Raw genomic sequence first — 13,303 nt, 5'->3', positions numbered from 1 at the left:
GGCCGGAGAGCATCTTCAAAGGCCTATAATGATAGGTTTTAATGATACGTTTCATTGTAACTCCCATAAAATCCTTAATAAATATAAGATAAAGTACTCATTATATAAAAATATAGAATTCATTAAATCACGATCCATGGAGCCTCGTGTTCAATCGTTTACCGCCCCGCAAGATTAAATCGCTATGATCAGGTCAACCAGTTTTTAGCTGATTGGCCTTTTTTTACGAGCTGATCCGGTCATGAATGGGGCATGGATTGAAGCTGTGCATGCCAATACTAAAACAAATGAATCATAACAGGTAAGTTTCAGAAATTTTCAGCAATGTATTGACGATACATTTATTAGCTAGTAAAATATTTCGTATGCGAAATATATGGATTTAATACAGATGGAGGTTGGGAAATAGATGGAAAGAAGGGAACAGCTTGACGAAATCGTATCCTCTTTCCGGCGCATCAACCACGCGGTTCAACAGTTATTGTGGAAAGATGCGGAGCAGCTCGACATCACTCCAACCCAGCTATTGGTGCTGCGGAAGCTGGAGCGCTGCCCGGAGCTTTCGGTGACTGAGCTTGCGGACCGGCTCTATCTGGGCAACAGCTCGGTAAGCGGTCTGGTCGACCGGATGGTGAAGGCGGATCTCATAACCAGGCAGCGCTCCGAGGAAGACCGGCGTATTTTCCGGGTTGCACTGACGGACAAAGGCCGGGGGATTGTGGAGAACAGCAGAGAGGCCCTCAGAAAGCATCTGCTTCCGCTGGCGGAAATTCCGATCGAGGATTCGCAGGAGCTGCTTCGAATACATGGCCGCATACTGGAAATTTTGGAACAAGGGAGAGAAACAGAAGAATTATGAGTACAATAACCGCGAATGCCGCTGCGGCGGCTAAGAACATTCGCAGAGGCCCGATTATAGCGGCGCTGCTGATCGGCGCCTTCGTCGCGCTGCTCAACCAGACGCTGATGAACGTGGCTCTGCCACAGATGATGAAGAGTCTGGACATTGAGGCCAGCAAGGCCCAGTGGCTGACAACCGGCTTTATGCTGGTGAATGGCGTTCTGATTCCGGTCAGCGCCTATCTGGTCGAGAAATTTACGACGCGCGCGCTGTTTATAACGGCGATGATTCTTTTTTCACTGGGGACGCTTGTCTGTGCACTGGGAACCGGGTTTGAGATGATCATGGTCGGCCGGGTTATTCAAGCCGGAGGCGCGGGTATCCTGATGCCGCTTATGAATATCGTCTTCCTGATGATCTTCCCGATCGAAGAGCGGGGCAAAGCGATGGGCCTTATGGCGGTTGCCATGATCTTCGCTCCGGCTGTAGGCCCGACGCTCTCCGGCTGGGTTGTGCAGAACTACTCTTGGCGGGTGCTGTTCTATATCGTGCTTCCGCTGGCCATTTTTGCAACGCTGCTCGGTATGAAATTCATGCAGAACGTGACAGTGAAGACCTCGCCCAAGCTGGATAAAATGGGGATTGTCTTCTCAACGCTCGGCTTCGGCGGCCTGCTGTACGGCTTCAGTGAAGCGGGAACCGACGGCTGGAACAGCAGCACCGTTCTGGTCTCGCTGATTGTCGGCGTGGCCGGTCTCATTCTGCTCGTATGGCGCGAGCTTGTTGCCAAGAAGCCGATGCTGGAATTCCGGATTTTCCGCTATAACATGTATTCCCTGACGACCGTCATTAACATTATCGTAACGATGGCGATGTATTCCGGCATGATTCTGCTGCCGCTCTATCTGCAGAACATCCGCGGCTTCACGCCGATGGAATCCGGTCTGATGCTGCTGCCGGGCGCAATTCTGATGGGCATTATGTCTCCGATTACCGGTATTATCTTTGACAAGATCGGCGCCAGATGGCTGTCCATTATCGGACTGATCATTACCATTATTACAACCTGGGAGTTCAGCCGTCTGACCGATTCGACCACCTATCTGCATCTGATTCTGACCTACACGGCCCGCATGTTCGGCATGTCGATGCTGATGATGCCGATTACGACGGCCGGTCTGAATCAGCTGCCGCAGCGTCTGAGCTCGCACGGAACGGCGATGTCCAACACGCTCCGTACCGTCGGCGGCGCACTCGGCATGGCGCTGTTCGTCAGCCTTATGACCAACCACACCAAGAGCGAAATCACCGATGCTGTCATGAGCGGCCAGGTGTCGCAGACCGACAAGCTGGCATTCGCCAAGTTCTCGCAGGAAGCGATGATTCACGGCATCACGCATGCGTTCGTCGTGGCGACATGGGTAACGGTCGCGGCGCTTGTGCTGGCCGTATTCATCCGCAAGACTTCCCCGGCCCCGGACTTCCTGAAGACCGAGGAGCAGGCAGTCTCCGCACCGCAAAAATAACGGGTTAAATAATAACGGGGTAAATCATTTACCAAGTTCATATTTCCTATCGAAAGACTCGTCCGAGTGCTGATATCAGCCGGGCGGGTCCTTTTTTGTTCAGTTTGAGGGGCCGGGATGCCGTCAAAAAAAAGGTTGCCAAAGGCAACTGATTTTATTAGTATCTAATTAGATTATTATTTAATTAGATTGTGAGGAACGAACTATGAATCCAACCATGATCCGCAGCCTTGGACAAGACGGCTACAACCGGCTGTTCGCCGCTGGTCTGATCAACGGGATCGGGGCCCGCTTCAGCCAGGTCGCCATGCTGTCCCTTGTACTTAAGCTGACCGGGTCGGGCATGGCCGTCGGCTTGTCGCTCGGCCTGTCGCTTCTGCCGAATCTGCTGTTCGCCCCGCTTGGCGGCTTGCTGGGAAGCAGGCTGTCCCGCAAGCGAATCCTGATTGCAGCCGATCTGGCGCGCATTCCCTTCGCCCTCGCCTTTCTGCTTGTGGACGGGGCCGGGATGCTGTGGCTGCTGTACGCCGGCAGCTTCATGCTGGCCGCGGGCGAAGCGGTTTACGCTCCCGTCCGCAAGTCGGCGATTCCCTTGCTGGCAGGGCCTAAAACTTTGCAGCGGGTGAACGCGATGGAACAGCTCATGACGGGCTGTGTGCTGGTGTTGGGCGCCCTGACGGGAGGGCTCGTCTCTTACTGGTTCGGCCCGGATACGGCCTTTGTGCTTAACGCGGCCTCCTTTTTGGGAGCGGCCGTCATTATTTCGGGCATTTCGTTTCCTGAAGAAGCGGGAGATGCCGACTCTACGGAATCGGGTCTCCGCCAAGCACCGGAGAGCGGGACGGTTCGGCCCGGACGAAAAGGCCTGGCCGCACTGCTGGCCGGGAGCATTGTTCTACAGGTGCTGATCGGATATGAAATTATGGTATCGATGGTAAGCGGACTTGATAATGTGCTGATCAGTGTCTATGCGATTCAGGTTTTTCATAAAGGGGATGCCGGGGTGGGCTTGTTCTATGCATCGCTCGGGGCGGGGCTGACGCTCAGCTTCTGGGCGGCCCGGAGGCTCAAGGGGAATTTGATGGCGGCGGCGCTCGGCGGCCTGCTGGTCGAAGGACTGCTGCTGACGGGGATCAGTCAGTCGGGAAGCTTCATCGCCGTCTGCTTGCTGTATGTGCTTCTCTCGCTGGCATCCGGCATCAGCAACGCTTCGCTGGATACGCTGCTGATGCGGGAGACGCCCGCCCGCTGGCAGCCCTCCGTATTCGGAGCGCTGGCGGCGGGAGGCAACACGCTTCTCGGTCTGTCCATGCTGCTGGCCGGATGGCTGCTGGAAAGGGTGGAGCCGAGGATGCTGGGCTTCACCGGCGGACTGATTTTTGCGGGCATTGCCCTGTTCCTGGGGGGCTATGCCTGGATCAGGAACGGACAGAGCCGGAAGCTCAAGGCTCCTTCGGAGCTTCATGGACCGGGGCAGCCTCGGTGAGCAGCCGGGATTTGTAGCCGATCCGGAGCCGATAGGCCACGATCAGCGCCACCAGCAGAATGGCGGACAAGGCGATCCACGGAGCGTAGGATTCCAGCATGTGAAAGATAACCGTCCACTGGGGACCGAACAGCTTGCCGATCGACAGGAAGAGGATCACCCAGACCAAGGCTCCCGAGTAGGCGTACAGGGCGAACTTCCGGAATGGGATCGCGATAATGCCGGAGAAATAGCCGGTAAAGTGGCGGACGCCGGGAATGAAATAGCCGATGGTGATCAGCAGGCTGCCATACTTTCCGAACCAGCGCTGCGTCTTCTCCAGCTTCGCCGGAGAGAAGAAAAACCAGCGTCCGTACCGCTGAATGAAGGGCAAACCGGCCCGCAAACCGATGAAATAGGTGATCGTCATCCCTACTGTCGTTCCCAGGAAGGCAACCAGAATCAGCACCATGAAATCAAGTCTTCCCGTATAAGACAGATAGCCTGCAAAAGCCATCGTCGTCTCGCCTGGAAAAGGCAAGGCAATAAATTCAAGCAGCAGCCCGAAGAACAGCACATTGTAACCATATTGGGCGAACAGCTCCTGTATCCATTTCAGCATTTCCATTTCTAGGGGTCACTCCTTGATTTACGCATCGGAGGGCATGTCTATTTCGCGGCTTGTCCTCATATAATCCAGCACAGGCATAAATGCCAATCGAATGCTGGAGGTAGAGAAATATGGCTTGGAAAAAGCGCGGCATCCGCATAATGGTCCGGCTCCTTGCTGCAGTGGCCGCAGCGGCGGCCCTGATCCTGATCTTCTGGAGAGCTGGGGCAATCCCCGGTGCACGGGAGCTTGTCGCCCAGGGCGGCGTAGTTCAGACAGCGGAGCGGACTGGACGCCAGAAGGCGGAGTCTGCCGGTCCTGGTGGCGGCAATGCGGCTTCCGGAGCCAAATCTGCCGATGAAGCGACGCTCCTGGCGGATCGCGGCTCCGGCGGACAATCCGACGGCTCTGTCCATCTGTCCAAGGCTTCCGTAAATAATCAGAAGGCTTTCGGAACCGATCCGGGCGCGGCTCAGACTGCCGGCAAGACGGCTTCTCCGGCGGTCAAGGTTAAGGCAGAACCAGCGGGCAAGATCGTCTATCTGACCTTTGACGACGGTCCGAGCCGGGTAACGCCGCAGGTGCTGGAGATTCTGCAGCGGGAGAACGTCAAGGCGACGTTCTTTGTGCTGGGAGACGGGGCGCAGAGCCATCCCGACCTGATCCGGGAAATCCGGGCGCAGGGACATGTCATCGGCAATCATTCCTATGATCATAATTATAAAGATTTATACAGCGGATTTACACACTTCTGGAACCAGATTAAAAAAACGGAAGAAATCCTGAACCAGATTACCGGAGAGCGGCCGCGTCTGGTGCGGGCTCCCGGCGGAACGGCCGGACATTTTGATGATACCTACTTCAAACTGTTGAAGCAAGCGGGCTATACGGTAACGGATTGGACGGTTGACAGCGGAGACTCTGCACGCAGGGGAGTACCGGCCGCCGACATTGCGTCAGCCTCGGTCGCGAACCTGAAATCATCTCGCGTCGTGCTGCTGCTGCATGACGGATCAGGCCATGAGGAGAGCGCCAAGGCGCTGCCCCGGATCATCGAGGCTTACAAGGCGGCGGGTTATTCATTCCGGACTCTCGACCCGGAGGAGGAGCCGGTGCAGTTCAAAGTTCATGGGAATAAATCCATGGCCACTCGTCCCCAGCCGCAGATGAGCTGGGTCGCCGCCCATATCGGGCCGAACGCCGCCCTGCTGGAGGGTGACCGCCCGCTGATCGTTGAGGCGGCAGGCTCAAGCTTCACGCTGAAGCCTGGAGAATACAGCCTGGAGAATGGACGCTATTATGTGCCGCTGCGTGCTGTTGTGGAGCGGCTGGGCGGGCGGGTAACCTGGGACAGTCAGGCCCGCTGCGGGCGGGTTCTGTTGAATGGAAGAGCGATTGCAGCCGATGCTGTCGGCGGCGGGCTAACCGTGACGGATGGCGGAGCAGAGCGGACGGTTGCGTCGGCTGTCGCCCTCCGGGCGGATGCGTTGTGGCTTCCGCTGCGTGATCTGCTGGGCACGGCCGGCTATACTTCGGTTTTCGCTACGTCCACGCCGGAGGAGCGGCGGGTCCGGGCATCATGAAGCCGGGCAGGAATGTCCGGCAATTTGTATATTCACGGCATTCCGGTTCGGCGCCTCCAAGGTCTGTCCGGCCCTGTTCATGGGAACACTATGAAGTAAAAGTGTCCATGGAAGGGATAGATAGCCATTGAACAAGAAATCAAGTCTGCCAGGCGGGTTCGATAATCCGTCCGGTCCCAGCCTGCCTGTGCAATGGGCAAGAGCGCTGGCGGTTCTGGGACTAGTCGGCGTCCTCTACGGGACGCTGGGCGGTCCGGCTCTGAGGTTTCTGTTGATCTTCGCCGTGCTCGGAACGCTGGGCGGGCTGCTGCTCCACGCGGCCGGTCCGCGAAGAGTCGAGCTCACCCGTACGGTGAATCCTCCGAAGCCGCAGGCAGGGGACAGTGTTGAAGTAACGGTCAGCCTCCGTTTCCGCTCCCGGCTGCCGCTGCCATGGATGATGGTGGAGGAACGCTGGACCTGCGGCGATCACCGGATGCTGCTGTTTCCGGGCTTCCGGCGCAGCTTCCGCTACAGCTACCGGCTGGACGGGCTGCCTCGGGGCAGACAGCGGCTCTGCTCCTGCCGGGTCGGCTGGGGAGACCTGCCGGGCTGGTTCGGCGGATCATGTCTGCCGGAGACGGACCAGAGCTTTCTGGTGCTGCCCGCCCCTTTGTATACAGGGGAGCTGCCAGCCGCCATGGGAGGAAGGATGAGCCGAGGGCCGGCGAACCGGCTTAGCTCCGAGTGTCCGGACGAAACCGGGATTCGGGATTACCTGCCGGGTGATCCGTTGAACCGGGTAGACTGGAAGAGCTCGGCCCGAAAGGGTGCCATGCAGCTTAGAGTTCCGGAGAGGGAGAAAGGCCATATGCTCTGCGTGGTGCTGGACAACCATCCCTCTTCTTATGAGACGACTGCCGACCGCCTGCCTCCTCGCGGCAGCTTCTTTGCCGGGACGCCAGCTTTCGAGCTGGCCGTCTCGGCCGTATTGGGCCTGCTGCTTGCGGCTGAACGGAACGCTTCTTATGCCCAGCTCTTCACCGGCGGCTGGCCGGACGGGATCGCCAGATATGAAGGACTCGGCGCGCTGCCGCCCAGAGTGCCGGAGCTGCTGGCGGAAATCGCCCCGGACGGGACTCGCACGCTGTCCGATCTTCTGGAGGACGCCTCCCGGCAGTGGATTCCGGGCATGAGCGTGGCCGTTGTAACCGGCTGTCCGAACCGGGACACGGCGCTGGCGATCTCCCGTCTGCTTGCCCACGGAATCCGGGTCGACCTGTATTACGTGTGGGATATGGCGACGGGAAGCAGACAAGGCTCTCTTGGCCTTTCCCTTTCGGAGGAGGGAGCTGCTCCGTCCTTAGGCCGTCCGGACAGGGCACAACGCCTGAGTGAAGCGTCCGCGAATGAGAATGGCGGGGCTGACTCATGGCGTTCCGGTGAAGCGGCCCCTTACCGACACGGTGCGGCCGAAGCGTTCCGGTCCCTTTCGCAGCAGCAGCCGTCACTCTGCGGTAGTCTGGGAAGGCTGGGAGCCGGGCTGTACTGTCTGGAAGCCATGGTATGTTCCGCCCGCGGGGAGGGAGCTGCGGATGAACGCTTCAGACGGCAGACATCTTCCTGATCCCGGAACGTACAAGGGGCCGGGGCGGGCGGGGAACGATGCGGGGCAGGAAGCGGCGATCCCCGCCTCCGCTGTCCGGCGGCTTTCCGAACTGGGCGCGAAGGGAGGGGCCGGTCTGAAGTTTAACGTTACCGGCCTGCCTGCGGCCTGGACGCTTACCGGCAGCGGGGAGGCCGGGCACTCTGATAGACCTGATGCTCCTATAGGGTATCAGGCGTTGTTCTCCCTGGCCCTCTTTGGTTTGTTTGCTGCCTGGCTGCATCCTTTGTACGGGATGAACGGGGGCAGCGATAAGGATCGGGTGCTGGATGTGCTGGCTCTTGCCGCAGGAGCGCTGCTGCTGGTCGGACTGTTCCGCTCCGGCTCGTGGATTATGACGTCCGTGCGGGTCTCCGTCGCTGCTGCGTCATGGCTCTATTTGTGCGGCGCAGTTGAAGGAGGCGCCCCGGCCTTGCGCCTGCCTGCCGGTCTTGGCTATGACGCCCTGCTGCTTCTGTCGGGCCGCTTCTCCGAGATGGGTGACCCGGGCAGACTGCTGCTGCTCCTTGCCGGCTGGTGTCTGCTGGTCGTCTCGGTGCAGCATCTCGCCCTACTTCGGGGCAGCACGCTGCTGTTTACGGGGGTTACGCTTCTGTATCTGCTGATCCTGGACCGGGGGCTCGGCATCTCGACCACTCTTGATATCATGGTCTCCGCCTTGCTGATCGCGGCCATGCAGGCTTTGGGCGGCATGGCCCGGCTGTTGGACCGGCCTTGGGAGACGGAGCGCATTCCCTTTATGAAATGGGGGATTTCGGCCTGCATGCTGGGGGCGGTGCTTGCCGCTTCAGCCTGGGCTGGCACCGAGCTTCCCGGCGGGCAGGCAAACGGTATCGGAGAGCTGAAGGCGGCTGCCCGGCAGCTTCAGGATTGGGCAGCCGGCGAGCTGCGCACCAGCGCTCTTGAGATCCAGGGAACGACTGGCTATGGAGATGGCCGCGAGCTTGGCGCGCCGCTTGCGCCCAGTTCGCGGCCTGTGTTCACGGTCGAGAGCCGGGAGCCTGCCTACCTGCGCGGAGAAAGTCTCGACCGCTACGACGGGCGGGGCTGGACGAGGAGCAGCAGCGGAGAGACCGGGCCGCTGACGCCGGCAGCTTTGGCGGCCCGTCAAAAGCAGGCATTGGAGAAGGGAGAGGCGGTGAAGCCTGGCCTCCTTATCCAGCGCATCGTGTTCGCTGAGCCATCGTCCGGGGGAAATCCGGTGTTCGCGGCCGGGCAGATCGTCTCCTTAACCGACATCCGGCAGCTGGATGGCAGCCGTCTGAGCTACGTCATGACGGGAGCCGAAGCAGACGAAGTTTCGTTTCCGGAGCTGGCGGGAACCTCCAGAGTGACCGGTTATACGGTGAAATCGGCGCTTCCCGAGAGCGATCCTGCCGTGCTGCGCCGGCTCAGTGGAGAAGATCCTGCCGGGTTATCCGCCGATTTGGAGCTGCCGGCCGGACTGCCGGAACGGATCGGAACGCTGGCGGTCAGCTTGACGGAGAGAACCGCGAACCGGTACGATGCCGCAATCGCGGTCCGGGATTATCTGCGATCCACTTATCCCTATTCGCTGGATACCCGCGTGCCGCCGGCGGGGGCGGATTTTGTGGATGATTTTCTGTTCGAGGAGAAAAAGGGCTACTGCGCCCACTTCGCTTCCGCCATGACCGTGCTGCTGCGGAGCGTCGGCATTCCCGCGCGCTTTGTTCAGGGCTATTCGACGGGCAAGCCGGTCGGCGGACCCGGCGCTCACCGGTACGCCGTGACCGAAGGGGACGCGCATGCCTGGGTTGAAGTGTATTTTCCCGGCGCGGGCTGGGTGCCCTTCGACCCGACGCCGGCAGCGGCGGGCGGCTCCGCGCAGCCGCCCGGGGACTCCGCCGCGGCTGTAACCGCGCGCGCGGCGGGGGATGCGGCGCCAGCGCTGGCCGCCGGGCCGGCATTGGCGGACCCGGCGCCTACGGGCGGCCGCGCTTCAGCGCCGGCAGCAGCGGCGCTGCTGACCGCCGCCGCTTGGAGCCGGCGGCGGGGCCTTGCGCTGCTGCGCCTGTCGCGTGGCGCAGCGCGGCGGGAGCGGCTGATCCCCGCAGCCGCGCTGGCGTGGCGGGCGCTGGCCGTCCGGTTCGGCCCGCCCCCGCCGGGAGCGACGGGACGCGAATACGCCGCGTCCCTGCCCATCGACGACGCCGGCCTGCAAGCGGCCGTCGGGAGGTTCGTACGCCAGTGGGAGACACTGGCGTATCGTCCTCCGGAGACTCCCCGGGATGCTTCTGCTGTCGGACAAGACGCGCGCCAGTTCCTCCGGGATTGCCGCGTTATAGTGACACGACTCGGTTGAAGGCGATCCCCGGAAAGCATGCGCATGGAGAGCATGTGCCCAGTGGGCCGGGCGCGTATCCTCTTTTTATAATATATCTGAATTCAAGATGTGGTATAATGAGTCCAGAATTAACGTACAATGGCAAAGAGAGCCGTGCTCCAACACGACTCTCCGCGCAATAAGGGCGGCGGCTTATAAGGCAGGCCTCGAGAAATAGACCGTTATCCTTGAGCAGGGCGGTCTATTTCTTTTTGAGGTAACTCAGCAGTGCCAGAATGAACATGCCGAACATGAACATCAGGGACAACGCTTGATAAACCTCCACAGGCATCACCTCCCTTCCGGGAGATTAGCCGACCGCCCATATCAGCCTTTCTATTGCTCTGCTATCATACCATACTGTGGTTGGTATGTTTTGAAGATTTTGGTTGCTGTTTGCGAAGCTTGAGATGCTGATGCGGCGGTGGACTCTGCGTTGACGGGTCTGTTAAAATCGGCTGTCTTTTGAGGCCGCGATGCAGGCTTTGAACTCTCTCGAATAGAAGGCGTGTTTCGCCTGGAGAACCTGCCCGCCGTCGCATTTTTTGGATGCCTGGCTTTCCTTGACGGTGCGAATTGCGTTTGCGTATAATGAATCCAACAATCAAGGGAGGCTCGTAATGAATAAGCCAAATGAAATTATCGTTGTTCTCGATTTCGGGGGACAATACAATCAATTGATCGCGCGGAGAATCCGGGACCTGGGCGTGTACAGTGAACTGCTGCCCTATAATACGCCGATCGAACGAATCAAGTCGCTGTCGCCCAAGGGCATCGTCTTCTCCGGCGGACCGATGAGCGTATACGCTGAAGACGCTCCGCATGTGGACCCGGCGATTTATGACCTCGGCCTGCCGATCTTTGGCATCTGCTACGGAATGCAATTGATGGCCCATCAGCTCGGCGGCAAGGTGGAGCGCGCCTCGAAGCGGGAATACGGCAAGGCGGATCTGACATTTGAAGAGGGTGCGAAGATCGTCAAGGGCCTTGAAGGCGCCCAGACCGTCTGGATGAGCCACGGCGACCATGTGTCCAAGCTGCCGGAGGGCTTCAAGCTGGACGCGGGAACGGAGAGCGCGCCAATCGCAGCCATGAGCCATGAAGGCAAGAAGCTCTACTCCGTGCAGTTTCATCCGGAAGTGCGCCACTCCGTGCACGGCAACGAGATGATCTCGAACTTCCTGTACGAGGTCTGCGGATGCGATGGCAACTGGACCATGGAATCCTTCATCGAGGATGCTGTGAATGATATCCGCGCCAAGGTCGGCGGCAAGAAGGTGCTGTGCGCGCTGAGCGGCGGCGTCGATTCCTCGGTAGTTGCGATGCTGATCCACAAGGCGATCGGCGACCAGCTGACCTGTATGTTCATCGATCATGGCCTGCTGCGCAAGGGAGAAGCTGAGAGCGTAATGGAGACGTTCGTCGGCAAGTTCGATATCCATGTCGTGAAGATCGACGCCCGTGAGCGGTTCCTCGGCAAGCTGGCCGGCGTGGACGACCCGGAGAAGAAACGCAAAATCATCGGCAACGAATTCATCTACTGCTTCGACGAAGAATCGGCCGAGCTGGGCGATTTCGATTTCCTTGCGCAGGGTACGCTGTACACCGATATCGTCGAGAGCGGAACCGCGACGGCGCAGACAATCAAATCGCATCATAACGTCGGCGGTCTGCCGGAAGACATGAAGTTCAGCCTGATCGAACCTCTGAACACCTTGTTCAAGGATGAAGTGCGCAAGGTCGGCGAAGAGCTTGGCTTGCCGCGAGAAATCGTCTGGCGCCAGCCGTTCCCGGGACCGGGTCTTGCTATCCGCGTGCTGGGCGAAGTGACGGAGGACAAGCTGACGATCGTCCGCGATTCCGACTTCATTCTCCGCGAAGAGATCGCCAAGGCCGGGCTGGATAACGAAATCTGGCAGTATTTCACCGCGCTTCCGAACATGAAGAGCGTAGGCGTTATGGGCGATGCCCGTACGTATTCCTACACCGTCGGCATCCGCGCCGTAACGTCCATCGACGGCATGACCGCAGACTGGGCTCGCATTCCGTGGGATGTGCTGGAGAAAATCTCCGTGCGCATCGTCAACGAAGTGGAGAACGTGAACCGCGTTGTGTACGATATCACCTCCAAGCCGCCGGCAACGATCGAGTGGGAATAGAACAGGAATATTTAAAGTCGTTTGTCGCTTGGAACCCTTGATACATAAGGGTTTCCAGCATTGGCGGCATTGAAATCCTGTGTACACCAACAACAATAGAATGCAAAAAAATTACTCTCTTCTATTTGCGTTGTTTAGCAAATAGAAGGGAGTAATTTTTATGACCAAAATCAAAGAACTAATTGAGGATTTTAAGCTAAACCAAGAAATTTTGGACAGGGAAAAGAAGTACGTTGATCTTTTATGTTTCACTTGTATAGGTGGGAAAGGTTGCGGTTAAAGAATTGGGTGTCACCGAAGCTGAGGAAGTGACGCAGTTTCATATCAAGAAATACATACTACAGGATGAAATTGAAGATTACTACTTCCTAGACCAATCTGCTGTAAGGTTACTCAGACTCGCTATGAAGCCATACGAGCCGGAATTGAGCGTCTGAGAACGGAGCATGATTTGATTTTGGGAATCAGTTAGTACAACCCAATAGCCAGTCTGAACAGGATCATTCGGACTGGCTTTATTTTTTTGAGCTAACGTTCCCAGTTAGCGCAATCCCCTATCTGCTGCCTCTAAATAGTCGAGCAGCAGCAGTCGAGCTTTCTCGAAGTTCTCGTACTCTTGAAAGAACTCCGCGTACTTACCGATACTTCCCTCGATGAATCTATACTGCGGGTACCAATTAAAGAAAGAAAGCTCTAACCATTCTCTTTGTCGGTGAGGAATATCTTCTATCTTACCAGTCAAGAGATAGCGTAAAGTACCCGCAATATTCATACAGTAGGTGTTAAAATCGCCATTCAATGAGTTTTCTTCATCTCTTAGCTTCATAAAAGCAGAACGGAAATCCTCCTGAATTTTATCAGAATCTCTATACGGGAATGGATTATCTAATTCAATGCTCTTCAATTCATGAACCATTTTATCCATGAGTTACCCCNTTTTCCCATGATTCTTTTAGTTCCGATACCATCTTATCGTTATAAGGATTAGGGTCCATATCGCCTCCAAATCCTATCCACGCATCGGGGGCTACTTCACCCTTTTCATCAGAATAAGCTATTTCAAGAGGCGCTGGTGCATGCCCTGAGAACTCACAATTTTCCGATAAACAATGGTACCCTGGTTTACGAAC

Annotated in this window: 10 protein-coding genes; 7 read left to right on the top strand and 3 right to left on the bottom strand. The window is 57.8% G+C overall.

Features of this window, described 5'->3' with window-relative positions; translation table 11 throughout:
- Positions 1–409: 409 nt before the first annotated feature.
- From KIH86_RS09585 to KIH86_RS09575, 3 genes are all read left to right on the top strand, one after another.
- Complete coding sequence (locus tag KIH86_RS09585; RefSeq protein WP_223084216.1) at positions 410–859, top strand: MarR family winged helix-turn-helix transcriptional regulator; 450 nt, start codon at positions 410–412, stop codon at positions 857–859.
- Entirely contained in the window at positions 856–2,367 is a 1,512-nt protein-coding gene (locus tag KIH86_RS09580) for a DHA2 family efflux MFS transporter permease subunit (RefSeq protein ID WP_223084215.1), read from the top strand. Before KIH86_RS09585 ends, KIH86_RS09580 begins: the two co-directional genes overlap by 4 nt.
- Positions 2,368–2,572: 205 nt before the next feature.
- Positions 2,573–3,853, top strand: a complete 1,281-nt coding sequence (locus tag KIH86_RS09575; RefSeq protein ID WP_235775334.1) for an MFS transporter — start codon at positions 2,573–2,575, stop codon at positions 3,851–3,853.
- Here KIH86_RS09575 and KIH86_RS09570 read toward each other — a convergent pair.
- Positions 3,810–4,460: a DedA family protein gene (locus KIH86_RS09570; protein ID WP_223084214.1), complete on the bottom strand. Its 651-nt coding sequence runs from the start codon at positions 4,458–4,460 to the stop codon at positions 3,810–3,812. The two genes, KIH86_RS09575 and KIH86_RS09570, sit on opposite strands and share 44 nt — an antisense overlap.
- Before the next feature lie 113 nt (positions 4,461–4,573).
- On the opposite strand from KIH86_RS09570, the gene KIH86_RS09565 reads away from it, so the two are divergent.
- The 3 genes from KIH86_RS09565 (at position 4,574) to KIH86_RS09555 (ending at position 9,993) form a co-directional block, all read left to right on the top strand.
- Positions 4,574–6,025: a polysaccharide deacetylase gene (locus KIH86_RS09565; RefSeq protein WP_223084213.1), complete on the top strand. Its 1,452-nt coding sequence runs from the start codon at positions 4,574–4,576 to the stop codon at positions 6,023–6,025.
- Positions 6,026–6,152: 127 nt separating this feature from the next.
- Entirely contained in the window at positions 6,153–7,631 is a 1,479-nt protein-coding gene (locus KIH86_RS09560) for a DUF58 domain-containing protein (protein WP_223084212.1), read from the top strand.
- Entirely contained in the window at positions 7,600–9,993 is a 2,394-nt protein-coding gene (locus KIH86_RS09555; protein WP_223084211.1) for a transglutaminase family protein, read from the top strand. Before KIH86_RS09560 ends, KIH86_RS09555 begins: the two co-directional genes overlap by 32 nt.
- A 223-nt stretch (positions 9,994–10,216) precedes the next feature.
- Here the strand turns inward: KIH86_RS09555 and KIH86_RS30085 are convergent, their stop codons facing one another.
- Positions 10,217–10,267, bottom strand: coding sequence for a putative holin-like toxin (locus tag KIH86_RS30085; protein ID WP_231884788.1), 51 nt, complete (start codon positions 10,265–10,267; stop codon positions 10,217–10,219).
- 367 nt (positions 10,268–10,634) lie between these two features.
- On the opposite strand from KIH86_RS30085, the gene guaA reads away from it, so the two are divergent.
- Positions 10,635–12,173 (top strand): glutamine-hydrolyzing GMP synthase, encoded by a 1,539-nt coding sequence (guaA, locus tag KIH86_RS09545; protein ID WP_223084210.1) that lies wholly within the window; start codon positions 10,635–10,637, stop codon positions 12,171–12,173.
- A gap of 541 nt (positions 12,174–12,714) precedes the next feature.
- Here the strand turns inward: guaA and KIH86_RS09540 are convergent.
- On the bottom strand, positions 12,715–13,098 hold the full coding sequence (locus KIH86_RS09540; protein ID WP_223084209.1) for a YxiJ family protein: 384 nt from the start codon (positions 13,096–13,098) through the stop codon (positions 12,715–12,717).
- Positions 13,099–13,303 lie beyond the last annotated feature (205 nt).

This window comes from Paenibacillus sinensis (assembly GCF_019904155.1).
GTDB lineage: Bacteria > Bacillota > Bacilli > Paenibacillales > Paenibacillaceae > Paenibacillus_AQ > Paenibacillus_AQ sinensis.
Note: the sequence above shows the minus strand (reverse complement) of the source record. Positions and strands in the feature narration are given on the sequence as shown.

Bases quoted from the DNA above. Each gene is read 5' to 3' on its own strand.
- KIH86_RS09585 (WP_223084216.1), top strand. From the start codon at position 410: ATGGAAAGAAGGGAACAGCTTGACGAAATCGTATCCTCTTTCCGGCGC.
- KIH86_RS09580 (WP_223084215.1), top strand. From the start codon at position 856: ATGAGTACAATAACCGCGAATGCCGCTGCGGCGGCTAAGAACATTCGC.
- KIH86_RS09575 (WP_235775334.1), top strand. From the start codon at position 2,573: ATGAATCCAACCATGATCCGCAGCCTTGGACAAGACGGCTACAACCGG.
- KIH86_RS09570 (WP_223084214.1), bottom strand. From the start codon at position 4,460: ATGGAAATGCTGAAATGGATACAGGAGCTGTTCGCCCAATATGGTTAC.
- KIH86_RS09565 (WP_223084213.1), top strand. From the start codon at position 4,574: ATGGCTTGGAAAAAGCGCGGCATCCGCATAATGGTCCGGCTCCTTGCT.
- KIH86_RS09555 (WP_223084211.1), top strand. From the start codon at position 7,600: ATGAACGCTTCAGACGGCAGACATCTTCCTGATCCCGGAACGTACAAG.
- guaA (WP_223084210.1), top strand. From the start codon at position 10,635: ATGAATAAGCCAAATGAAATTATCGTTGTTCTCGATTTCGGGGGACAA.
- KIH86_RS09540 (WP_223084209.1), bottom strand. From the start codon at position 13,098: ATGGATAAAATGGTTCATGAATTGAAGAGCATTGAATTAGATAATCCA.